The sequence below is a fragment of the Streptococcus infantis genome (assembly GCF_047464615.1).
Taxonomy (GTDB): Bacteria; Bacillota; Bacilli; order Lactobacillales; family Streptococcaceae; genus Streptococcus; species Streptococcus infantis_Y.
This window is the reverse complement of the sequence record NZ_JASHBO010000001.1, coordinates 74,604-98,482: the sequence shown is the minus strand read 5'-3', so window position 1 is coordinate 98,482 and position 23,879 is coordinate 74,604. Positions and strand designations below refer to the sequence as shown.

Sequence of the window (23,879 nt, the reverse complement as noted above, 5' to 3'; positions counted from 1 at the left end):
TTATTTTATTGGAGGTGATGAAAATAGATGAGCTAAATGTATTAGAACTGTTTGGTGGTATAGGTGCTATTAAAAAAGCTTTAATAAGGCAAAAAATACCTCACAAGACGGTTGATTATGTAGAGCTAGATAAGAACTGTGTTAAAAGCTATAATGCACTTTATGATGAAGAATTTGAGCCTAAAAGTATAGTAGATTATCATCCACCAGATGAAAAAATAGATTTATTAATGCATGGCAGTCCCTGTCAAGATTTCAGTAGAAGTGGCTTAAAGAAAGGTGGCACAAAGGGCAGTGGTACAAGAAGTAGTCTTCTTTTTGAAACAATACGAATAATAGAAGAAATGAATATCAAGCCCAAGGTTGTGCTTTGGGAAAATGTAAAGGGAGTTCTCGATAGAAATTTGAGAGCTTCCTTTTTTCATTACTTAAAAGAAATGGAGAGACTAAGATATGAGAACAAATATGAAATTCTAAATGCTATGGATTTTGGAATACCACAGAAAAGAGAGCGTATCTTTGTTGTGAGTATTTTGGAAAATAATCCTTTTGATTTTGTCAAACTAGAAAAAACACAAGCAAGGGATATATCTGAATTTTTTGAGAAAGACACTTCAAATCTTTATGAAGTAAGGCAAGAGTCAATACTTCGATATATAAGAGGAGAGCCTAAGAATAATAATTTTAGAGGAAGACTTAAAGTGATAGATAAGTTTGCCTACACAATTTCCACCAAGCAAGTGCGTATTCCTAATTCAGGAATTATTGATTTAGGTAATGGCAAATATAGATATTTAACTGAGCGAGAGTGTTTTAGACTTATGGGTTTTGATGATGAAGACTTTAATAAGCTAAAAGCTATTTATCCAGGAAGAAAAGGAAAATTATCGTCAATACTGTATAAACAAGCTGGAAATAGCATTGTCGTGAACGTGTTAGAAGCAATATTAAAAGAAATTTTGAAGAACTAGGAGGTAAAGATGAGAACGAATGATTTTTACAACATAATTGAGCTTGTAAAAAGAGATGTTTTAGATAGTGAAAGAGAATATCTAAAGCTCTTAAAGGTCATTGGAAATAATCAAAGATATGACTTTTTAAGTCAACTTAGTATCTATGATAAAAATCCCAATGCAACTGCTTGTGCAAGCTTTGATATGTGGAGAGAAAGATTTAATCGAACTGTTATGAGAGGGCAAAAAGGGATACCTATTCTAAATGACAGTAATGCTTTCCAAAAGGTTGGATATATCTTTGATATTAGTCAGACAGTATCTATGGATAGAGGCGTAAATGAGGTAAAACTATGGGAGTTTGATAGAGAAAAACATGAAGAAGCACTAAAAGATATGATTACTCTTCGTGGCTTTGAAGCAAGTGATAAGTTATCTGAAAATATCTACTCACTTAGCAGAGTTTATGCAGATGACAGCATCTATGAGCTTTGTAATAACTTGAGAATTTCTGATGAAGATAGAAACTCATTTGTAAACTTTATGAGAAATTCTATTAGCTATGCTGTTTCAAACAGGTTTAACTTAGATTATCCGATAGGAATGGATAACCTAAAAGAAAATTTTAGAACCTTAGATAGTATTTCTCTTATGAGCGTAGGGGCTTGTATTTCAAAGGCTTGCGACAATGTTATTGAAAATACCATGATAAGAACGAAAAATTTATCTGTCAATTACGACCTGACAAAGGATATTAGTGCCGATTATAATATAGATAACGAAAAAAATAGTTTAGGAGGGATTAAAAATGTTATTCGATCAAATGACCAAAGAGATGATGACACAAGAAACCGAGTTTTTGGAAATGGAGAATACGGACGAGATAATTTCAAAAATCAAGGAGAAGACCTTGAACAATCTGGAAAACGAGAAGAGCTTCATGGAGGAATTTCCAAATCCGACTTACGCAGTGATGAGACTGGACTTTCTGATAGAAACGAGCGAGGAGAAACACTATCAGATGCTAATCGACCTTTACAAGGAGAAGAAATTACTAATGCATCTAATGGAAGTACAGAAAAGAGCAATCCACTTTATGAGAGAGGAAAAACCGAAGATGATGGAAGCTTGGAAGATAATGGACGAGAATCATCCAGAGTACAAGGCGATGATTTCAGCCCTAAAAGAGATGGTGATAAAGGAAATAGTAGAAGCATAGAAAAAAGCACAGAAGATATGAACGAGGAAGCAGAAAATGCTTCCTTTTTCTATTCTAACGAAGAACCATATAATCTAATGACTGATGAAATGCTTGAGCGTGTTCCTGAACTTTATGAACAGGAAAAAATAAACCTTGCCGAAAAAGAAGTTCATGCAGCATATATTATTCCATTTAGAAGTAACTGGACTTGGTATATGACAGAGTATGATAGAGAAAGTGGCGATGCCTTTGGGCTTGTTTTAGGAATAGAGCCTGAATGGGGATATTTTAATATCAATGAGCTTAAAGAACTAAATGCTCAAAGACTAATTTTAGAGGATTTTCCAAAGACTTTTAGAGAACTTAAATACACAGAACTTAAAAAACAGATGGATGAACAAGAGCTTCAGATGGTCTTTAATGGTGAACTTAGCTTTGAAGATGATGTAATTCATAAAGAAATTAACAACGAAGTTATAGAGGAATTTGAAGAAGAATTAAGTACTAATTTTGCCGAAGAAGTCGGAGCTATAATGGAAGAGTACGAGGTATCAAGAGATATTGCAATCAGTAGACTTACCACAAGCAAATTAGAAGAAGCACTTCAAGGCACAAATATTAAGCTAAGCGATTTTAATTCTGAACAGTTAGAAGAGATTATGATTGCCATTAAAGAATATGACTTTTACGGAAATGAGATTACAGAAATTGCAGATCCAAAGCTTCCTGTTTGGAAGATGGAACAGTTAAAATGGCTGATTGATGACTGGAACAAAGATGCAAACGGTGTTACATCAGAAAAGATAAAGTATTTAAAAGACCTAGATATTGAACTTGCAAAATTCAATGTACTAAAAGGTTATCTAATAAATGATGAAGTAAGCATAAGTCAAATTGAAGAATTTAAGGACAATATTGACTTTGTTACGATGAGCGAGTTTGTTGATAGCCTTAAAGAATATTCATATAACAATCAAAATGAAAAAGTGGCAATTAAGGTGGGTAACGAATTTATCCTTGCAAGTAAAAAAGACAGCTTTGCCATTAGCCTTGAAGAGACTGGAAGAAAAGTAGAAGTTGAAGGAATAGAGTATCCACTTCATCGTGGCACTACTTTTAAGGAAAGTACGAACGTCGATAAGCTCATTGATAGCGGAAAATATAAGGCTCTTGAAATTTCTGAATATGCTTTAGATGAAAAAGAAGCTGAAAATACGCAAATGAAAGAGCCACAAACAAGGCAGGAAACACTTTTTGATTATCTAAACCAAGCGGATAGTAATGTAGATAATATCAATGAAAAGCCCCTTGATTTATCCATCGGAAAAACTGTATATATGGATCACGAAGCATATAGGATTGATTCAGAGATTACTTTTAATAACATTTTACAAAAGAATGATTTAAGACTTGCACCACTTAGAAAAGGTAACTTTATGATGCCGATTGTGAGTTTTGCTGATGATAAGGAGCTTTTAGAAAAAATCTCTTTTGATAGACCAAAACTTATGGTTGGAGATGAAGTTCAATATAAGAATAAGGACTTTACCATTACAAGATTTGATGACATGGGAAAGGGTCTAAAGACAGTAACCATAAAGGATAATGTGGAATATCTTGGCGGAATGATTACAGGTTCAGAAGTTATTGCCTACAGACAAGATAGCGATTTAGATAGACTTTTCGGTTTAGAAGAAACAACAAGAATTAGTGAAAAGACAAAAGCTTCAAACTTTAAAATCACAGAAGAAACACTACCTGAAAAGTTATCGCCAAGTGAGAGGTTAAACAATAATCTTGAAGCAATCTCTATGCTTAACAGAGTGGAGAGCGGAGAACGAGAGCTTGATATTACAGCTCAGGAAGTTTTAGCAAAATATGTAGGTTGGGGTGGGCTATCTGATGTCTTTGATGAAAGTAAAGAAGGACAGTGGAAAGAAGCAAGAGCTTTCTTAAAAGAAAATCTAACGCCTTTTGAATATGAAACTGCAAGAGAATCTACCTTAACAGCCTTTTATACACCGAAAGTTGTAATAGACGGAGTATATAAGACGCTTTCAGATATGGGATTTAAGAGTGGAAATATCTTAGAGCCATCAATGGGCGTTGGAAACTTTATTGGAAATCTTCCAGATGAAATGAATAAGTCTAAGTTTTACGGAGTAGAGATTGACTCGGTTAGCGGTAGAATTGCAAAACAACTCTACCCTCAAAGTGATATAAAGGTACAAGGCTTTGAAGAAACAAGTTTTTCAAATAATTTCTTTGATGTAGCAATCGGAAATGTACCTTTTGGAGAATTTAAGGTAAATGACAGAGACTACAATCGTAATAACTTTCTTATTCACGACTATTTTTTCGCTAAATCCACTGATAAAGTAAGAAATGGTGGTGTTATAGCCTTCATCACATCATCTGGAACTATGGATAAAAAAGACGAAAGTATCCGTAAATATATAAATGCAAGAGCAGAGTTTTTAGGTGCAATAAGACTTCCTAACGATACCTTTAAGGGTGTTGCCGGTACAGAAGTAACTTCAGATATTATATTCCTGAAGAAAAGAGATAGTGTACTTGAGCGTGATGATGACTGGGTTCATTTAGCGGAAGATGAAAATGGTCTTGTATATAATAAATATTTTGTAGACCATCCAGAACAAGTTCTTGGAAACATGAGAGAAGTAAGTGGAAGATTTGGAAAAACTCTTACTTGTGAGCCAATAGCATTTTTACCTCATGAAATAAATATGTCTTCTTTAAAAGATCGTATTGAAGCTGCAGGTGAAAGAATATCAAAAGATGCGAAGTATGAAGAGATAGAGTTGTTAGATGATGAAGTAACAGCAATCCCAGCAACAGATGATGTAAAAAACTTTTCCTACACAATCATAGATGAGGAGGTATATTACAGGGAAAATTCACTTTTTGTTAAGAAAGAAGTATCGGACAAAAACAAGGAAAAGATTAAGGATTATCTCGAATTAAATGATGCACTAAAGAATGTAATATACAAGCAAAAAGAAGACTTTAGTGAAGCTGAAATAAAAGAATCTCAGGATAAATTAAACGAAGTCTATGACAGTTTTTCTAAGAAGCACGGCTTTGTAAATAACCTGAGTAATACTAGAGCTTTACGAGAAGATAGTAACTTCCCACTGGTATCTTCTATTGAGATATTGGATGAAGAAGAAAACTTTAAGGCAAAGGGAGATATATTCTCGAAAAGAACCATTACAAAAGCGAAAGTTATTGACCATGTAGATTCTTCACTTGAAGCATTGGTATTATCTATTTCACAAAAAGGCTATGTAGATTTTGATTACATGACAAATCTAACCGATAAGGATAGAAATACTCTTATAGAAGAACTTAGAGGAGAAATCTTTCTAAATATTAGGGAGAAGAATGTTAGTTTTAATCAGAAGCTTTCTTTTGACTTGGAAGATGGTGATTTACCATTTGCTTGTAGCGATGAGACTAACTCCTTTAAGTATACCTATGTAACGAAAGATGAATACTTAAGTGGAAATATTAGAGAAAAAATAGGTATTGTAGATAGTTATATCAATAGGTTACGACAAGTAGAACGAATGCTTCCAGAAGAAAGTGAAAACGAAAGAAAAACACTTGTAAACGAACTAAGCAGACTGGAATATCAAAAAGCAGAACTTCAAAGAGTAATGCCAAAAGAACTTGAAGCCAGTGAAATCAATGTAAGGCTTGGTGCAACATGGATTCCACCTAAAGATATTGAAAGATTCATATTTGAAACATTAAAGACTCCAGGATATGCAAGATGGGATATTAAAGTCAAATTTTCACATTTAACCAGTGAATGGAATGTTGAAGGTAAGAGCAAAGACAGGGGAAATGACCTTGCAGAAATGACTTATGGTACAAGCAGAGTAAGTGCCTATAAGCTTATTGAAGATGCACTAAACCTAAAAGAAACAAAGGTGTTTGACCAAATTCTCAATCCAGATGGTTCAAAGACTTCGATACTAAATAAAAAAGAAACTATGCTTGCGGGGCAGAAACAAGAACTTATAAAAGAAGAGTTTAAGAATTGGATATTTAACGATCAGGATAGAAGAAATAGACTTGTAAAAGCCTATAATGAAAAATTTAATTCTATCCGTAATCGAGAATATGACGGATCAAATTTAAGCTTTGATGGAATGAGTACAGATATTTCGCTTCGTCCACATCAAAAGAACGCAATTGCTAGAATACTTTATGGTGGTAATAGCTTACTTGCTCATGTAGTAGGGGCCGGCAAGACTTTTGAAATGGTGGCAAGCTCAATGGAAGCTAAGAAACTTGGAATGTGTACTAAGTCATTGTTTGTTGTGCCAAATCATCTTACAGGGCAAATTGGTCGTGAGTTTATGCAACTATACCCATCAGCTAATATTATGGTGGCCGATAAAAAAGACTTTGAACCAAAGAATCGAAAGAGATTTATTGGAAAGATCGCAACAGGCGAATATGATGCAGTTATTATTGGGCATAGTCAATTTGAAAAGATTCCAATGTCTAAGGAATATCAACAAAAGCACATTCAAGACCAGATTGATGAGATTATAAATTATGTAGAAGAGTACAAGCATGATAGAAATCAAAATTTTACAGTAAAAGAGCTTCAAAAAACCAGAAAGAAATTAGAAACAAGGCTTGAAAAGTTAAATGATGATTTCAAAAAGGATGATGTTATTACTTTCGAAGAGCTTGGCGTAGATAAGCTGATTGTTGATGAAGCTCATAACTATAAGAACCTATATCTTTATACAAAAATGAGAAATGTTGCAGGTATTGGACAATCTGAAGCTTTTAAGTCATCAGATATGTTTATGAAATGCCGATACATGGATGAAATGACTGGTGGCAAAGGAATTGTATTTGCTACAGGTACTCCAGTATCGAATTCAATGACAGAGCTTTATACTATGCAAAGATATTTACAGTACGATACTTTGAAAAAGAATGGATTAGAGCATTTTGATTCATGGGCATCAACCTTTGGAGAAACACAATCTGCTTTCGAGTTATCTCCAGAGGGAACAGGCTACAGAGTGAAGACTCGTTTCTCTAAGTTTTATAACCTACCTGAGCTTATAAGTATGTTTAAGGAAGTAGCGGATATTCAAACTGCAGATATGCTCAATCTTCCTGTTCCAGAAGCTCATTTTAAGGTCATTAAGACAGAGCCAAGTGAAGAACAAAAAGAAATACTAAAGAGCTTGTCTGAAAGGGCTGATAAGGTGCGTAATAAGTCCGTAGAGCCTGAAGAAGATAATATGCTTAAGATTACTAATGATGGTAAGAAACTTGCCTTAGATCAGCGTTTAATCAATCCTTTACTTCCAGATGATGAAAACTCAAAGGTTAATGTATGTGTTAAAAATGTATTTTCTATTTGGGATAAGACAAAAGAAGAAAAATCAACACAACTTCTATTTTCAGATATGTCTACACCTAAAGGTGATGGCAGCTTTAATATCTATGATGATATTAGAGATAAACTTGTAGATTTAGGAATACCAAATGAAGAAATTGCCTTTATACATGAAGCCAATACTGATAAGCAAAAAGATGAACTCTTTGCAAAGGTAAGAAAAGGAGAAATTCGTATTTTAATGGGTTCTACTCAGAAGATGGGTGCTGGTACAAATGTGCAAAATAAACTAATTGCAATGCACGATTTAGATGTGCCATGGAGACCGGCTGACCTTGAACAGAGAAGTGGTAGAATTGTTCGTCAAGGTAATGAAAACAAGGAAGTTAGTATCTATCGTTATGTTACAGAGAATACATTTGACAGCTACTTGTGGCAGACAATAGAGAATAAGCAGAAATTTATTTCACAGATTATGACTTCAAAGACTCCTGTTCGTGTGGCAGAAGATGTAGACGAAAGCTCCCTTAACTATGCAGAGATTAAAGCTCTTGCCACAGGTGATCCGAAGATTAAAGAGAAAATGGACTTGGATAACGAGGTTACAAAACTTAAAATGTTGGAAGCAAACTATAAGTCCAACCGTTACAGATTAGAGGACAAGGTGGCGAAAACCTACCCGGAAGAAATTGCAAGAACAGAAAAGCTAATTGAAGCAGTGAAAAGAGATATAGAAAATGTTGAACCACAAGGAAGTGGTGAAAATAAATTCACTTCTATCACGATTAATGGCGAGATAATTCGAGATAAAAAGATAGCTGGAGAAAAGCTTTTAGAAGCGATTAAAACTGTAAAACTTAATGAAAGTAAGGTTATCGGACAGTATCGAAATATGGATTTAGAGGTAAGCTATAACTTCTTCACCAATGAGCATAATTTCACTTTAAAAGGTGCTACAAACCATTCAGGAGAGCTTGGTACAAGTTCAGATGGTAATATTACAAGATTAGACAATGCTATTGATAAAATACCTGAAAGGTTAAATCGTCTTGAAGAAAAACTCGTTAGCACAAAGGAACAACTGGAAAATGCAAAAGAAGAAGTAACAAAGCCTTTTGAAAAAGCAGATGAACTAAAGACAAAAGTATTAAGGCTTACAGAATTAAACAAGCTACTTGATATGGGAGAAGTAGAAGAAAAAGAAAATCCTAATCCATTACTTGAAGATGTAAAGAGGGCTATTGTAGATTTTTGCAAAAGGGAATATGAAGATGATAGTTATACCTATGAAAATTTTAATAATCTATTTCCTGACCTTGCTCATATTGGAATTGCATATACTACTACACCAGATGAAAAGCATGAAATCCAATATGAAATTAGCTTAGAAGATTTTACAGCTACTCAATATATCAATGGAGAATCAATCACAAAGATTGATTATCTCAAAGACCTTGGAAGTGAAGAAAAGGCATTGGAATTTCTAAAACAAGAAATGGAATATGGAGACTTTGGAGAGTTTGTATCTATTGATGATAATGACCTTAAAAAAGCATTAGGTCTTGAAAGAGATGACGATGGTAATATCTATGATCCGCTTGCAGAAGATTTGGACAATGATGGTGTGCCAGATAGATACGATAATGACTTTAGAGATAGTGACTATTTTGAAACTACTTATGATGTAGAGGATAATCTTAATGCAAGGGCAGAAAGCAAAGAAAAGGTATCTGAAAAACCATCTATTTTAGGGCAAATTAAGTCATATCAGTCACAAGAAAAACAAGCAGAAACACGAGAAAATAAATCAAAAGAACACGATGAACGTTAAGGGGCTTATTACAAGCTCCTTTTCATTTTTAGTAGAAAAATGGAGGTATATTATGAACTACAAAGAAATGAGAAATACACTAGAACAAATGGCAAACGAAAATCACGAAGATTTTGCAAAGGCACTAATTAGTTTTGAAAAAGGTATCAATGATAAAAATGCCTTGGATAGGTTGTACCAGGAGTATATGGATAATGACAGTATGAGCTTACTTAATGATGAGTTTGATTATTTGATTGATGAACTTAGAGAAAATGGACAGATTAAAGAAAGTGCAGCAATTGAAAAAGAAGATAATAATCTGGTGAACATTGTTGGGAATGTCGTAGGTGAGATTGAAACAATTGAAAGAGAAAACAAAAATGGAGAAGCCTTTAAAGTAGTTAATTTCTCGGTTGTGTCAAAAGATGATGAGGGAAATAAGACTTATATAAATTGTTCGGCTTATGGAGATAAGGGAGATATACCAAAGAATTTTAAGCAAGGTGACTTTGTAAAGATTTTTGGTCAGGTAAGAACATCCATTGACGATAACGGAAAGGAACATACTAATGTTAGAATACTATCGTCTAAGCTTTTAAAAGCAAAGGAACAGATGAAGAAGCAAGAAGAAAAGAAAGAATCGGTACTTGGAGCAATAAAGAAATATAAGGCTGAAGAAAAAGCAAAACCTGTAGAAAAGAAAGAATCTCTAAAGGAAACTGAGAGATAAGATATGTCGGTGTAGTCTTCGGGCTGCACCGATTATTTTTTTTGCAAAACCAGTTCGAGAAAAGGGAATAAAAGTGTACTATAAGTACTAGTTTTGTGGTATAATAGAAGCGATATGATTTTAACAAGAAAATGACTGGAGGTTAGTCATGTCAAAATTCAGCTATAAAAAATTGTTTAAAAAATTGATAGATAAAGATATGAAAAATACTGAACTTATGAAAAGAGCAAAAGTGAGTAAAAGTACATTCTATAAAATTAAAAATGGTGATAATGTCACAACTGACGTGTTACTAAGAATCTGTAATGTATTGGAATGTGATATTTCAGAGATTGTAGAATGTGTTAATGATTCTTCGGAGGAAATATAAAATGAATTTAATTAGCTTGTTTTCAGGAGCGGGAGGATTAGACTTAGGCTTTGAAAAAGCAGGGTTTAATGTTGTAGCTGCTAATGAATACGATAAAACAATTTGGGAAACATATGAAAAAAATCATGATACAAAACTTATTAAGGGAGATATTTGTGGTATTCCTTCAGAGATGTTTCCTGAATGTGATGGTATTATCGGAGGTCCGCCATGCCAGTCTTGGAGTGAGGCAGGGTCATTAAAGGGGATTGATGATCCTAGAGGACAATTATTTTATCAGTACATACGCATTTTGAAAGATAAAAAGCCGAAGTTCTTCTTAGCAGAAAATGTTAAGGGCATGATGGCGAAAAGGCATAATAGTGCTGTTGAAAATATTGTTTCTCAATTTGAGGAAGCTGGTTACGATGTTTTCATTCATTTGTTAAATGCTAGTGATTATGGTGTTCCTCAAGATAGAAAAAGAGTTTTCTATGTTGGATTTAGAAAGGATTTAAACATCAAATTTGAACCACCTAAACCATACGAGTCAAAGTTGACTTTTAAAGATGCGATATTTGATTTAAAAGATTCGGCAATTCCAGCATTAGAAAAAAATAAGACAAATGGTGATAACTGTAAAGTTTTGAATCATGAATACTTTATTGGTGCCTATTCGCCAATATTTATGAGTAGAAATAGAGTTAGACAATGGGATGAACAGGCATTTACGGTCCAGGCATCTGGTAGACAGTGTCAACTACATCCGCAAGCACCAGTTATGCCTAAAGTAGAAAAAAATAAAAATATATTTGAACCTGGTAAGGAAGCACTATATAGAAGATTAACCGTGAGAGAGTGTGCAAGAATACAAGGATTCCCAGATAATTTTAAATTCTATTATACGAATTTGAACGATGCATATAAAATGATTGGTAATGCTGTTCCTGTGAACTTAGCGTATGTTATGGCTGAGTCAATTTTAGAAGCTTTACGTAATTCTAGTTCAAATTTGAGTCTCTTAAAAACAGGCACAGATAATTAGGCGGAGGTAATCTATGAGTGAAAAAAGTAATAATCAAGGAAGGGCATATGAGTTTTCTTATTTAACTACATTGTTTGAAGAAATATCAAAAGTTCGTCCGGCAAAGATAGAAAAAAACAGTAGTTTTTATGCTGCAGAACGTGCATGGAATACTTTAACCGATTCTGAAAAAGCTATATACAAGATTAGTGCATTAGCTGGAGTAAATACTATATTTGAACTTGAACCGTTGATTTTAGATGATGGATTAGATGAGTTGGAATTGAAAATTCAATCAGATGATAAAGGTAAAGAAGGCGATGTAAGAGATGTACTGATTATTAGACGAGGTATTGAGTGGGAAATTGGTCTTAGCGTAAAACACAACCATTTTGCTGTAAAACATAGTAGATTATCTAAAAATTTAGATTTTGGAAAAAAGTGGTATGGAATAGATTGTTCTGAACAATATTGGAAAGATATTAAACCAATATTTGAATATCTTGATTCTGAAAAACAAAAGGGTTCTAAGTGGAGTGAATTACCTAACAAAGAAGACGATGTATATGTTCCTTTATTAAATGCATTTAAAGGGGAACTGGAGAGACAAAATTGCTTGTTTAGTAAAGATATTCCTAGATTGATGGTTGAGTATTTGCTCGGAGAATTTGATTTTTATAAAGTAATTGGGATTGATAATAAAAAGATAACTCAAATTCAAAGCTACAATTTGAGAGGAACGTTGAATAGACAGGGTAAAAAGCGTAAAAGAAGTGTTGAATTGCCAATATCAACACTTCCAACAAGGATTGTTAGCTTGGAATATAAACCAGACAGTAAGAATACATTGGAACTATACCTTGATGGCGGTTGGCAATTTAGTTTCAGAATTCATAATGCTTCGACTAAGGTTGAATCAAGTTTGAAGTTTGATATACAAATTATAGGTATGCCTACAACAATTATATCGATAGATTGTAGATGGAAATAGGAATGCTAGGAGGGGCTGATAGTTTTATCAGATGTAATATTATGGAAAATAGTGGATTTAAAATAAAATTTGATAAGAATACAATTGATCATCTAGGTATTAAGTTGTATAGCAAATTTCCCCCAGTAATTGCTGAACTTATTTCTAACTCATATGATGCAGATGCTGAAAATGTTGTAATAGAAATAGATTACAATAATAAAATTGTTACAGTTACAGATGATGGAATTGGAATGAATCACGAGGAATTGAATGAAAATTTCTTGAAAATTGGTAGAAATAGAAGAAAAGCTGAGGGAACTGGATTATCTAAAATTAAAGGCAGAAAAGTAACCGGTAAAAAGGGACTTGGGAAATTAGCAGTATTTGGAATAGCAAACACAATTGAAGTTCATTCGATAAAAGAAGGAATAAAAAACGCCTTTAGTATGAACTACGATGAACTTAAGGCTGAAATCAAGGATGAATATAAGCCAAAGGCATTATATGAAAATGAAAAAACAGATGAGCTACATCAAACACAAGTAATTATTAAAGAGATAACTCAAAAAAATATTATGGATATAGACACTCTGGCATATAATTTATCAAAAAGATTTTCGTTCTATGATTCTGATTTTAAAGTGGAGTTAGTTGATTTAACATCGGATAGACGCATTGAAATAACTAAATCCATATATTTTGAGAAATTAGATAAAGAATTTGACTGGAATTTCCCAGATGATTTTGAAAGCGAGTTAAGTCAAACGGAATGGTTTGAATGGTTGAAATCTCATAATGTTTCAGGTAAAATTTTTACAAAAAAAACACCATTGAACAAATCGGAAGCAGGTTTTTACATTTATGTAAGAAATAAACTTGCTGCTGAGAATGATTTTTTTGATGACAGAGCGAATGATACGTTTAATGGATATGTTACTGGATATTTTAATATAGATTTTATTGATGATTCAAATGAAGCTGATTTTATATCCACAGATAGAAAAAACATTTTATGGGAAGCGGATGAAGATACAGCTAAATTAAAACAATATCTTAATAAATTAGTATCTAAAGTTTCAAATTCTTGGAGAAAAAAGAGAAAAGATAAGAAAGAAGAACAGTTGCAACTTCCTGAAGATTTTTTTGAAGGAATGTCAAAACTCGAAATATCTAGTATAAATAAAGTTAAAGATACTTTAATTGCTAACTCGATAGAAACTGATAATATTGACTCGTTGAAACGAATCTTAGATAGCATGAAAACATTATATAAATTTGAAAGTTTTCAAAATTATATTGCCGAGTTAGATGATGAAGATTTAACGGTTGATAAAGTGGAAAAAATTACTACAGATTGGGAATATATAGAATCTAAAGAGTTGGCTAAAATATCAATCGGACGTATTAAGGCAATTGAACAGTTCGAAAAGTATGTAAGAAATGATGCAAGTGAAACAAAAGTTATTCAACCTTTCTTAGAAAAATTTCCATGGATATTGGATCCAAGGATTACAACATTTGAACGAGAAGTTACCTTCAAGAAGATATTAAAAGAAAATTTTCCAGATACAGAACTTGAAGAAAAAAATAGAAGACTAGATTTTCTTTGCAATTTAGTAAATGGCGAATTGATAATAATTGAATTAAAGAGACCAAGAATAAAAATTTCGTTAAAAGAAATTAGACAAGCAAGGGAATACGAAAGATTTTTGCTGAAAAATCATAAAGAGAGTATTGCAAACGGTGTTAAAACATTTTTGATTTCAGATAGTTTTGTGATGGACGATGAGACGACAGATTTTTATTCGTCTTTGGAAGATACAGGCAAACTCTATATTAAATCGTATTCAGATTTACTGCAGCAGGCAAAGCAATATAATAAAGATTATATAACTAGGTATAAAGAGATTGAGAGCATTTATAAACCAGATAAAGAAGTATAGTGATAAAACAACTTGAAAGGAGGTGTGGTTATGCTCAATATAGTAGATGTGTTTTCGGGAGCAGGTGGATTAACCGAAGGCTTTAGGTATAAAGACTATTATAATTTTATTTGTCATATAGAAATGGACAAAGATGCTTGCTCTTCTTTAGAATTAAGAAACATATATTACTATTTAAAAAAAGAAAATAACCTATCTCCATATTTTGAATATATTCAAGGAAAAATCTCGAGAGATGATTTGTACTCGATTATACCAAGAAATCTAACTAAAGATATATTGAATAAGGAAATAAGTAAAGATACTATACCTTCGATTTTTGAATTTATTGACCAAAGATTAGGCAATAATGAGTTAGATGGTATTATTGGTGGACCACCGTGTCAGGCATACTCTACAATCGGTAGAGCCAATAACAAGTCGAAAAAATCTACAGATAAAAGAATTTATCTGTATAAACATTATTTAGATTTTCTGGATAAATATAAACCAAAGTTCTTTGTTTTTGAAAATGTTAAAGGGTTGCTTTCTTTTAAAGATTTATCAGGAGAGTTACTCTTGCCAAAAATAATTTGCGAATTTGATAAGTGCGGATATGAGGTAGATTATCAAATAGTAGATGCAAGTAATTATGGTGTAGTACAAAAAAGAGAACGTTTAATACTTGTCGGACATCGAAAAGATTTAGTGTTCGATAACTCATTTTTTGACAGTTTGGCTGAATATGTTGAGGCTGCTCCAACTATAAAAGAATTGTTTGAGGACTTGCCAAGTATAAAGTCTGGAGGAAGTTCTCATAAGTATCGTTGTGATGTTTCGAGTCAGTTCGTTGAAAAATATATTCGTAAAAAAGATGATATTTTAACACAACATGCTGCAAGACCTCATAATGAAAATGATTTGAAGATATATAAATTGGTACTAAGAGCTAAGAAAAAAGGTAAGAATTTAAGGTATATCGATATACCTGAAGAACTACAAACGCATTCTAATACAACATCTTTTTTAGATAGATATAAAGCTTTGGATTATGGCTCTGTTAGTCATACAGTTGTTGCTCATATAGCGAAAGATGGACATTACTATATTCATCCAGATTTAAGACAGAATCGTTCAATTACAGTAAGAGAAGCAGCTAGAATACAAGGATTTCCAGATGATTTTTATTTTGAACATTCACGAACAGCTGCATTTAAACAGATAGGCAATGCTGTTCCACCAATTTTATCTAAAAAAATTGCAATGGCCGTTATAGATTTTTTGAGAGGAGAAAAAGGAGAATGAATTACCTTTCAATCTCCTTACCCATATATTTTTCATAATTTTTTCTGATTTGATATAGTTCTTTCATATCGGATTTTGAAGAAGAATACTCTTGCATCAGGGTATTCTTTTTTTCATGCAATGAATCAAGCTCTTTCAAAATATCCTTGGAGTTTGGAAGTTTTGAGTAAGATTTTTTTAGGTCTGAAAGGGCATTTTCATAGAGCGTTATTTCTGATTTATGTTCTTCAGAAAAAGCCTTATCAGATGGATCTTTCTTATATTCTAAATAGATTTGACGATACAATTTTACGGTATGAACTTGTTCCATAATATTTGATAGAGTTGAAATTTTGTTATCAACAACTTTGATTTGATCCTGTAAATCTTGTCTTTTTAATGCACTCTCTTTAATGTATTCATCAAGCTGGGAGATAGACTTAAATCTTTTTTCACGCATCAAAAGTACAGTATCGGCTGCAGTTTTCAAATTATGTTTTGTAGCCCAATACTCATAGCCTTTACTTGATTTTATCTTTTCATTATTCTCAATATCAATTATATTTCCGATACGTTTTTTAACAGCATAGGTTCTTTGATTAGCATTATCTAAGATACGCTCTTTTAATCTATCCTCAGTATAATCTTCTCCAATAGTCTTAGCTCTTGTAAATCTTTCTTTGTCCTTGTGCTTAAATGCAATATGTTTTCCATATTTGATTTCATAATTAAGGGTAGCCATTCTCTTTATAAAATCAGCCCAATCTTTGGATTGTTTAATAGCTCTATCTATATCAAATTGAAGTCTACTTTTCCAAGAAGTACCTTTCTTAAGTTGGTCATTTTCATACCATGACTTACCATTAGTTTTATATTTCTTCCTATAAGTTTCGTAGAACTCATCAATAACAGATAGGTTGTTTTCTTTGCATAGTTTATCACTTTGATACCTAATTTGATGATAGCTTCTCTTGTTGGATTGATAGCACTTGCCTGTAACCATATTTACATTATTGAATATGATGTGATTGTGGATATGCCCTTTATCTATGTGAGTAGATAGTACAAATTCATATTCGTCCTTTAATATCTTTTTACACAGTTCAAGACCGATTTGATGTGCCATTTCGGGCGTTGCTTCACTAGGCATAAATGACTGAATAAGGTGTCTTGCAAGTACTGTTCCATTAACTTTATTATCTTCTCTAGTCTTCATAAAAGCAGTATGGGCAGTAGAAGCAAAGCACTTATTTGTGCTTACCAATATTTTTTCGTCTGTCTTTTCTTCATTTGTTATATAGGCAATAGCGAGGTTAAGTGTTGATTTTATAGGGTGTATTTTTGTAATTGCCACTTATATGTCATCTCCTTTGTTGGTAGTTTTATTGAGCAGTAGGGAATGTATTTGCCATATTTCTTTTGATAGATGTTCAATTTGGGACTGCATATCTTTGATGTCATCGCTATAGATAACACCAGTTGAATTAACTCGTTTAGCAATTTGGTTGACGCTACTTGCGTATCGAAAAAGTAGTCCCTGAATTTCTCTAAAGGGCTGTAAATCAACAACATAAATATCTGTTTCAGATACTACTTTTCTTAGAAAGTGGTTCATCGTCTTACATTTTGCCATCTTCATTTTCTTTTCAAAAAGTGCTTTTTCTTCTTCTGTTAAGTTTATTTTCAGCTGAACATTTCTAATTCTATTTACCATGTCTGTTACTTCCTTTCATAAAATCTGAGGTCTTAGGGTACGCCCTAACAAGTTAAAAATTGATAAAAAAGAAGCAACACCACGAGGGGGCTGCTTCATCGATTTTTCGTAAGTGGGTACACACTTACTGTGCTTGCTACATAAGAATGATTTGTAAAGCAAGCGTTAAGCGAGATATGAGTTTGTGTCTTAATTATACCAAGTATAGAAGTTAATGTCAGCGTTTTATCTAAAACACATTTATAACATGACAAAAAATGTCATATTTATGGTATAATAGTAACTACTAGGAGTGGTTAAATAATGAAAAACAATAGATTGTTTAAAATTTTGTATTATGTACTGGAAAAAGGAAAAGTAACGGCAAATGAACTTGCGGAAAAATATGAAGTATCAATAAGGACAATTTATAGAGATATTGATGTCCTTAGCAGTTCCGGAATTCCCATCTACGCCACCCAAGGGAAAGGTGGTGGAATAGAAATAGCGGATGATTTTGTGTTGAAAAAATCATTTCTTTCTGAGAACGAGCAAGAACAGATTTTGATTGCCTTAAAAGGTTTAGAACTGACAAATAAGGAGTACGAAAATGAACTTTTAACCAAATTAACCGCTTTATTTCAGGTATAAAAATATCTTTGAAGAGTTATCACGAGTTCGGAAGCGCTGGATTGACTTATTTTGGAACTCACGAGTTACAAAGATGAGCGATAAGAACAGTATTCAGTATGAAACACTCACGCAAGGCTTCCGCGCAGTCGGTAGCAAGACAAGGCTAGATGATACTTACGTTCTAGCTTTCAAAGTAGGCGAGAAGCACACGCTGGAAAGCTTGAATGAAATTCTTTCAGAAGATGATAAAATCAAAATCGGTTACAAGTCTAAAATGAGCTTAGAAGAAGCTAAAAAGAGGTATCCTGATTGGTATCAGCGCCGAATTGTTGAGGGGCAAAAGAAACCGAGTGAAGATTTTGTCTTTCATCGACATCGTGGAATTTATGATAACTGGAAACAAAAGATTATCAGCGGTGCAGTTGTCGGAAAGCGTTACTATTGCCTTGAAAATCTTTGCTCGTTAGCGGTTCAATGTTGTATCAGTCCTGAAGAGTTGGAAAAGGATTGTAAAATGATTATGGAACATTTTGAGACCCTTACAAATGACGATAAGAACCATTTTACGCTATCTGACGTTATTTCAGCTCTTGCAACTTACTACCGTAATGATACAAACGCATTTACACGCAAAATTGAGTATATCAGCGAGCGCACAGGCATTCCGCTTCAAAGAGCCAAGCGAAACGGAAATACAAGGGCGGAACACGTTGAAATCATGAATTTCACAAGGCAATTAAAAGGGCGTAGAGATAGCAAATATCTAGGCGGTAGACCTGATAAGAAAGCAATCGTCCAAGAATGGCGCAAAAAGAAACCTTGGGGAAAGAAAACCGATTGTCAAAGAGACACAGGTTTATCACGTCCAACAATTTCAAAATATTGGAATGTTGAAACAGACGAGTAAAAACTACTCAAATCGATTTTAAGCCCTGAAACGTGTGTAGATAAGGGGTACATGGATTTTATCATTAAAATCATGAGTATTGTCCGAGAGTGATTGGTCTTGCGTATGGTTAACCCTAAAGTTATGGAAATAAGACTTAGAAGCAAACTTAAGAGTGTGTTGATAGTGCATTATCTTAAAATTTTGTATAATAGGAATTGAAGTTAAATTAGATGCTAAAAATTTGTAATTAAGAAGGAGGGATTCGTCATGTTGGTATTCCAAATGCGTAATGTAGATAAAACATCTACTGTTTTGAAACAGACTAAAAACAGTGATTACACAGATAAATAAATACGTTAGATTAATTCCTACCAGTGACTAATCTTATGACTTTTTAAACAGATAACTAAAATTACAAACAAATCGTTTAACTTCTGTATTTGTTTATAGATGTAATCACTTCAGGAGTGATTACATGAAAAAAAATATAAAATATTCTCAAAACTTTTTAACGAGTGAAAAAGTACTCAACCAAATAATAAAACAATTGAATTTAAAAGAAACCGATACCGTTTACGAAATTGGAACAGGTAAAGGGCATTTAACGACGAAACTGGCTAAAATAAGTAAACAGGTAACGTCTATTGAATTAGACAGTCATCTATTCAACTTATCGTCAGAAAAATTAAAACTGAATACTCGTGTCACTTTAATTCACCAAGATATTCTACAGTTTCAATTCCCTAACAAACAGAGGTATAAAATTGTTGGGAATATTCCTTACCATTTAAGCACACAAATTATTAAAAAAGTGGTTTTTGAAAGCCGTGCGTCTGACATCTATCTGATTGTTGAAGAAGGATTCTACAAGCGTACCTTGGATATTCACCGAACACTAGGGTTGCTCTTGCACACTCAAGTCTCGATTCAGCAATTGCTTAAGCTGCCAGCGGAATGCTTTCATCCTAAACCAAAAGTAAACAGTGTCTTAATAAAACTTACCCGCCATACCACAGATGTTCCAGATAAATATTGGAAGCTATATACGTACTTTGTTTCAAAATGGGTCAATCGAGAATATCGTCAACTGTTTACTAAAAATCAGTTTCATCAAGCAATGAAACACGCCAAAGTAAACAATTTAAGTACCGTTACTTATGAGCAAGTATTGTCTATTTTTAATAGTTATCTATTATTTAACGGGAGGAAATAATTCTATGAGTCGCTTTTGTAAATTTGGAAAGTTACACGTTACTAAAGGGAATGTAGATAAATTATTAGGTATACTACTGACAGCTTCCAAGAAGCTAAAGAGGTCCCTAGCGCCTACGGGGAATTTGTATCGATAAGGGGTACAAATTCCCACTAAGCGCTCGGGACCCCTTGTAGGAAAATGTCCTAAGTGTGGCAACAATATTGGGGTACATGGAACATAGAAAACAAAGTGAAGTATCTTTCTAGGGTTAAATATACCACCCCCACCTTTAAGGCTCTTAAAATACGTTTTAGAGCCTTAGAAAACGACACAAAAAAGCAAGAGCATTTTTGACCTTGCTTTTTTTATTGTCGTGCAATCCTGATACACTTTATACAGAAGCTCTAAACCCTTGTAGCCCTTGCATTGATACAGATTTTATACTTTTTCTTTAAAAAATACCAACTGGATAGAAGTTGATTTTACAAATTGGCAACGAAGTAAATCTTATGATGAATTATTTAAAGATATAAAATCAGCAATCATCAATAAAAATATTGTTCGTTTAATATATTTTTCCAGTAATAAAAAAGAAACAAGCAGAAAAGTAAAGCCAATCAGACTCCTATTTAAAGGATGGGATTGGTATGTGTATGCATTTTGTTTGTCAAGAAATGATTTTAGGTATTTTAAGCTGTCACGCATAAAAGAATTTGAAATTTTACCAAATACCTTTGAAGATGATTTTGATAGTATCGTCTTAAAAAAAGAAATGGAGTATGAGGAAACTGTATTTGTTAAAGTAAAATTTGATAGAAAAATGGCTTTTAGAGTATATGATGAAGTATCCAGTGCTATTGAAGAAGATGAAGATGGAAATTTATATGCTACAGTAGAACTTCCCAACGATTACAATTTATATAACTATATATTTTCCTATGGAGATGCGGCAGAGGTGTTAGAACCGAAAGAAATTCGAGATAAAATTAAAAACATAATAAACATTATGGCTAAAAAATATAGAATATGACAGATGGTGTCAAGTTAACTTTTGTATAATATATTTATCAGTACAAAGGAGAATTTTGCTATGAAATATGAATGGAAAAAAGAAGAAAAATATTTATATGGAGCGAAGCAAAAAGCGGAGATAATAGATGTTCCTAATCAGAAGTTCATTATGATAAATGGAGAAGGTAATCCCAATTTAGCTGATTTTTCAGATAGAGTTTCGGCATTGTTTACATTAGCATATGGTATAAAAATGTTATTTAAAAAGACGAATATAGATGAAAATAATTCTTCTTACAAAGACTTTGCTGTATTTCCACTCGAAGGCATCTGGAGAAAAAACTCTGGAGAACAATTTGATAAAAATAAATTGAAATATGCAATTATGATTAAACAGCCAGATTTTATTACAAGAGATATTTTTGATTTAGCTATTAAGAATGTTAGAGAGAAAAAACCGAATAAATTATATGATGAAATCATTTTTGATAATGTAGAAGGTGGCAAAGCAGTACAGATTTTACATATTGGAAGTTTTGACACAGAACCATATTCATTTGAAAAACTAGAAAGTTTTATGGAAAAACATGGTCTTTTAAGAAAATTTGATTATCATACAGAAATCTATTTGAGCAACAAGAATAGAACATCAGAAGAAAACTTAAAAACCATATTGAGATATAGCGTAAAGTAGGAGGAAATATTATGCCAAGACCAAGAACAAAAGAAGATTTAATGATTGCAGCGAAAGAAAACTATGATAAGTTGAACGTATTAATTGCTAAGCTGTATGACGAAGAATTAAATACACCTTTTGACTTTTCAAGTGATGAAAAAAAGAAAGAGGCTCATTGGAAAAGAGACAAAAATTTAAGAGATATTTTGATTCATTTATATGAATGGCACCAACTTCTTTTGAATTGGGTAGATACAAATTTAAAGGGAGTGGCAAAACCTTTTATTCCAGCTCCATATAATTGGAAAACTTATGGAGATATGAATGTCGAGTTTTGGAAAAAACATCAAAATACTTCTCTTGAAGATTCAAAAGAAATGTTTCAGAAATCCCATAAAGATATTTTAGAATTAGCTGAGAGATTTACAAACGAAGAATTGTTTTCAAAAGATGTCTATAAGTGGGTAGGAGGAAGTGTACTTGGTTCGTATTTTGTAAGCACTACTTCAAGCCATTATGATTGGGCGATGAAGAAATTAAAAGCACATCAAAAAAATTGTAAGAAAAAATAAGCAGATATGGAGATGATAGAATGCATTTTACGAAGGTAAAAGGAATATTATCTTCAAAAAATGGAATGAATTTATTCAGAGGCTGTACACATGGTTGTATTTATTGTGACTCAAGGAGTAAATGCTATCAGATAAACCATAGATTTGAAGATGTAGAAGTTAAAGAAAATGCCCTACAACTTTTAGAAGATTCTTTAAGAAGAAAACGCAAAAAATGTATGATTGGATTAGGTTCTATGACAGATCCATACATTAAAGAAGAGCTTAGATTAAATTATACAAGGCAGGCACTTGAGTTAGTGAACAAATATGGATTTGGAATAACGCTTATAACAAAATCATCAAATGTGTTAAGAGATTTAGATTTATTGAAAGAAATAAATGCCAAGACTAAGTGTGTTGTTCAAATGACACTTACTACTTATGATGAAAAGCTATGCAAATTGCTTGAACCAAATGTTTCTACAACAAAGGAAAGATTTGAGACCTTGCTCGCTTTAAGAGATGAAGGGATACCTACAATTGTATGGTTAAGTCCAATTTTACCTTTTATCAATGACACTGAAGAGAATCTAATGGGCATTTTAAATTATTGCAAGGAAGCAAAAGTAAAGGGGATAATTTGCTTTGGTATAGGTCTTACCCTAAGAGAAGGGAATAGAGAATATTTCTATTGTGCATTAGATAAAAAATTCCCCAATGTTAAAGATAAATATATTAAAACATTTGGAAATAGCTATATTGCTAACAGCAAGAATAATTCTAAATTAATGAAGATCTTTCATGACTTTTGCGAAAAAGAGAAAATAATGCATGACAATGATATTATTTTTGGCTACTTGAAAGAATTTGAAGAAAGAGAGATAACTAGACAACTTAGTATATTTGATTTTTAGAAAATAGAAATAATACAAAAGGTTAAGGAGGACTTTTAAAGATGGTGTCACAAAGAACTAAATACGATACATATCTTAATATAAGTCCTTTTTTATATTTTCAATTTAGTAAATCATAAGGATTACCATGTAAATAATTTAATATTTTTCATCCATTATGGAGGATTCGGTATGCATAAATGCCGAAGTCCTCCTTTTTTGTTTTAAACAAGAAAACAAAGAAATGGAGGAAAAAAATGCGAAAAAATTATTTCCTGTTTGTGAATGGAAAAAAAGTGGAGGTTAGTGAAGAGATTTATAAAGTCTACTGGCAAGAAAAAAATCATGAAAAATATTTGAAGCAGGTGGATAGAAGAAATCACCTGCTTTTTTTCTCGTCTTTTGATCATGATGGGCATTTTGAAGATAGTATCGTTGATGAGGGATTTGATGTAGATAAGATTGTTCAGACACAAATGATGATAGAGGCAGTAAGAGATGCACTATCAAAATTAAATGATGAAGAAAGAGAAATCATTGATAGACTTTATTTCAATGATGAAACCATTCGCTCAGTAGCTGAAACTAAAAAAATATCTCATCCAGCTCTCATAAAGAGAAGAAATAAGATATTAGAAAAGCTAAGAGAATTGCTGAAAGACTTTAAATAGTGTTTAAAATAAGCAGGCAG

The 23,879-nt window shown here is 32.6% G+C and carries 18 protein-coding genes and 2 pseudogenes; 18 read left to right on the top strand and 2 right to left on the bottom strand.

Going from position 1 to position 23,879, the window contains the following annotated elements; all coding sequences use genetic code 11:
* Positions 1 to 17: 17 nt before the first annotated feature.
* The 8 genes from QM450_RS00465 to QM450_RS00430 all read left to right on the top strand — a co-directional run bounded on the left by QM450_RS00465 (position 18) and on the right by QM450_RS00430 (position 15,665).
* A complete protein-coding gene (locus QM450_RS00465; RefSeq protein WP_414319337.1) occupies positions 18 to 971 on the top strand; it encodes a DNA cytosine methyltransferase in 954 nt (317 codons plus the stop codon).
* A 9-nt stretch (positions 972 to 980) separates the two neighbouring features.
* A complete protein-coding gene (locus QM450_RS00460; RefSeq protein ID WP_049513407.1) occupies positions 981 to 9,380 on the top strand; it encodes a DEAD/DEAH box helicase family protein in 8,400 nt (2,799 codons plus the stop codon).
* Positions 9,381 to 9,432: 52 nt separating this feature from the next.
* The gene (locus QM450_RS00455; RefSeq protein WP_273162462.1) at positions 9,433 to 10,092 is read left to right on the top strand and encodes a DNA-binding protein; all 660 of its coding nucleotides are present in this window, start codon (positions 9,433 to 9,435) and stop codon (positions 10,090 to 10,092) included.
* A 148-nt stretch (positions 10,093 to 10,240) separates the two neighbouring features.
* Entirely contained in the window at positions 10,241 to 10,462 is a 222-nt protein-coding gene (locus QM450_RS00450; RefSeq protein ID WP_049513411.1) for a helix-turn-helix domain-containing protein, read from the top strand.
* A 1-nt stretch (position 10,463) separates the two neighbouring features.
* Positions 10,464 to 11,486 carry a DNA cytosine methyltransferase gene (locus tag QM450_RS00445; RefSeq protein WP_001049189.1) on the top strand — a complete coding sequence of 341 codons (1,023 nt, stop codon included), beginning with the start codon at positions 10,464 to 10,466 and terminating at the stop codon, positions 11,484 to 11,486.
* A gap of 13 nt (positions 11,487 to 11,499) precedes the next feature.
* A complete protein-coding gene (locus QM450_RS00440) occupies positions 11,500 to 12,456 on the top strand; it encodes a HaeIII family restriction endonuclease (protein WP_049513413.1) in 957 nt (318 codons plus the stop codon).
* 41 nt (positions 12,457 to 12,497) lie between these two features.
* The gene (locus tag QM450_RS00435) at positions 12,498 to 14,381 is read left to right on the top strand and encodes an ATP-binding protein (protein WP_049513486.1); all 1,884 of its coding nucleotides are present in this window, start codon (positions 12,498 to 12,500) and stop codon (positions 14,379 to 14,381) included.
* Positions 14,382 to 14,411: 30 nt separating this feature from the next.
* Positions 14,412 to 15,665 (top strand): DNA cytosine methyltransferase, encoded by a 1,254-nt coding sequence (locus QM450_RS00430; RefSeq protein WP_049513415.1) that lies wholly within the window; start codon positions 14,412 to 14,414, stop codon positions 15,663 to 15,665.
* A 1-nt stretch (position 15,666) separates the two neighbouring features.
* Here QM450_RS00430 and QM450_RS00425 read toward each other — a convergent pair whose 3' ends face one another.
* Together QM450_RS00425 and QM450_RS00420 are read right to left on the bottom strand one after the other, a co-directional pair.
* Positions 15,667 to 16,998 carry a relaxase/mobilization nuclease domain-containing protein gene (locus QM450_RS00425; protein WP_049513417.1) on the bottom strand — a complete coding sequence of 444 codons (1,332 nt, stop codon included), beginning with the start codon at positions 16,996 to 16,998 and terminating at the stop codon, positions 15,667 to 15,669.
* The gene (locus tag QM450_RS00420) at positions 16,999 to 17,358 is read right to left on the bottom strand and encodes a plasmid mobilization protein (protein ID WP_049513419.1); all 360 of its coding nucleotides are present in this window, start codon (positions 17,356 to 17,358) and stop codon (positions 16,999 to 17,001) included.
* A gap of 303 nt (positions 17,359 to 17,661) precedes the next feature.
* Here QM450_RS00420 and QM450_RS00415 point away from each other — a divergent pair.
* From QM450_RS00415 to QM450_RS00370, 10 genes and pseudogenes are all read left to right on the top strand, one after another.
* Positions 17,662 to 17,985 (top strand): annotated as a pseudogene (locus tag QM450_RS00415) (helix-turn-helix transcriptional regulator); the annotation flags it as partial.
* Positions 17,986 to 18,061: 76 nt separating this feature from the next.
* Entirely contained in the window at positions 18,062 to 18,877 is an 816-nt protein-coding gene (locus tag QM450_RS00410; protein ID WP_037365824.1) for a hypothetical protein, read from the top strand.
* A 117-nt stretch (positions 18,878 to 18,994) separates the two neighbouring features.
* Positions 18,995 to 19,078: pseudogene (locus QM450_RS00405) on the top strand (MLS leader peptide); the annotation flags it as partial.
* A 48-nt stretch (positions 19,079 to 19,126) separates the two neighbouring features.
* Complete coding sequence (locus QM450_RS00400; protein ID WP_001865637.1) at positions 19,127 to 19,210, top strand: 23S rRNA methyltransferase attenuation leader peptide; 84 nt, start codon at positions 19,127 to 19,129, stop codon at positions 19,208 to 19,210.
* A gap of 124 nt (positions 19,211 to 19,334) precedes the next feature.
* The gene (erm(B), locus tag QM450_RS00395) at positions 19,335 to 20,072 is read left to right on the top strand and encodes a 23S rRNA (adenine(2058)-N(6))-methyltransferase Erm(B) (protein ID WP_216730757.1); all 738 of its coding nucleotides are present in this window, start codon (positions 19,335 to 19,337) and stop codon (positions 20,070 to 20,072) included.
* 451 nt (positions 20,073 to 20,523) lie between these two features.
* Positions 20,524 to 21,084 carry a WYL domain-containing protein gene (locus QM450_RS00390; protein WP_414319427.1) on the top strand — a complete coding sequence of 187 codons (561 nt, stop codon included), beginning with the start codon at positions 20,524 to 20,526 and terminating at the stop codon, positions 21,082 to 21,084.
* A gap of 60 nt (positions 21,085 to 21,144) precedes the next feature.
* On the top strand, positions 21,145 to 21,759 hold the full coding sequence (locus QM450_RS00385) for a GyrI-like domain-containing protein (protein ID WP_049513436.1): 615 nt from the start codon (positions 21,145 to 21,147) through the stop codon (positions 21,757 to 21,759).
* An 11-nt stretch (positions 21,760 to 21,770) separates the two neighbouring features.
* Complete coding sequence (locus tag QM450_RS00380; RefSeq protein WP_049513437.1) at positions 21,771 to 22,313, top strand: ClbS/DfsB family four-helix bundle protein; 543 nt, start codon at positions 21,771 to 21,773, stop codon at positions 22,311 to 22,313.
* Positions 22,314 to 22,333: 20 nt separating this feature from the next.
* Positions 22,334 to 23,209 (top strand): SPL family radical SAM protein, encoded by an 876-nt coding sequence (locus tag QM450_RS00375; RefSeq protein WP_049513438.1) that lies wholly within the window; start codon positions 22,334 to 22,336, stop codon positions 23,207 to 23,209.
* Positions 23,210 to 23,445: 236 nt separating this feature from the next.
* Positions 23,446 to 23,859 (top strand): RNA polymerase sigma factor, encoded by a 414-nt coding sequence (locus QM450_RS00370; protein WP_049513440.1) that lies wholly within the window; start codon positions 23,446 to 23,448, stop codon positions 23,857 to 23,859.
* Positions 23,860 to 23,879: the final 20 nt, after the last annotated feature.

Coding starts and splice junctions, on each gene's coding strand:
- QM450_RS00385 (WP_049513436.1), top strand. CDS start 21,145: ATGAAATATGAATGGAAAAAAGAAGAAAAATATTTATATGGAGCGAAG.
- QM450_RS00430 (WP_049513415.1), top strand. CDS start 14,412: ATGCTCAATATAGTAGATGTGTTTTCGGGAGCAGGTGGATTAACCGAA.
- QM450_RS00465 (WP_414319337.1), top strand. CDS start 18: ATGAAAATAGATGAGCTAAATGTATTAGAACTGTTTGGTGGTATAGGT.
- QM450_RS00455 (WP_273162462.1), top strand. CDS start 9,433: ATGAACTACAAAGAAATGAGAAATACACTAGAACAAATGGCAAACGAA.
- QM450_RS00370 (WP_049513440.1), top strand. CDS start 23,446: ATGCGAAAAAATTATTTCCTGTTTGTGAATGGAAAAAAAGTGGAGGTT.
- QM450_RS00400 (WP_001865637.1), top strand. CDS start 19,127: ATGTTGGTATTCCAAATGCGTAATGTAGATAAAACATCTACTGTTTTG.
- QM450_RS00420 (WP_049513419.1), bottom strand. CDS start 17,358: ATGGTAAATAGAATTAGAAATGTTCAGCTGAAAATAAACTTAACAGAA.
- QM450_RS00375 (WP_049513438.1), top strand. CDS start 22,334: ATGCATTTTACGAAGGTAAAAGGAATATTATCTTCAAAAAATGGAATG.
- QM450_RS00450 (WP_049513411.1), top strand. CDS start 10,241: ATGTCAAAATTCAGCTATAAAAAATTGTTTAAAAAATTGATAGATAAA.
- QM450_RS00410 (WP_037365824.1), top strand. CDS start 18,062: ATGAGCGATAAGAACAGTATTCAGTATGAAACACTCACGCAAGGCTTC.
- QM450_RS00380 (WP_049513437.1), top strand. CDS start 21,771: ATGCCAAGACCAAGAACAAAAGAAGATTTAATGATTGCAGCGAAAGAA.
- QM450_RS00440 (WP_049513413.1), top strand. CDS start 11,500: ATGAGTGAAAAAAGTAATAATCAAGGAAGGGCATATGAGTTTTCTTAT.
- QM450_RS00435 (WP_049513486.1), top strand. CDS start 12,498: ATGGAAAATAGTGGATTTAAAATAAAATTTGATAAGAATACAATTGAT.
- QM450_RS00460 (WP_049513407.1), top strand. CDS start 981: ATGAGAACGAATGATTTTTACAACATAATTGAGCTTGTAAAAAGAGAT.
- QM450_RS00445 (WP_001049189.1), top strand. CDS start 10,464: ATGAATTTAATTAGCTTGTTTTCAGGAGCGGGAGGATTAGACTTAGGC.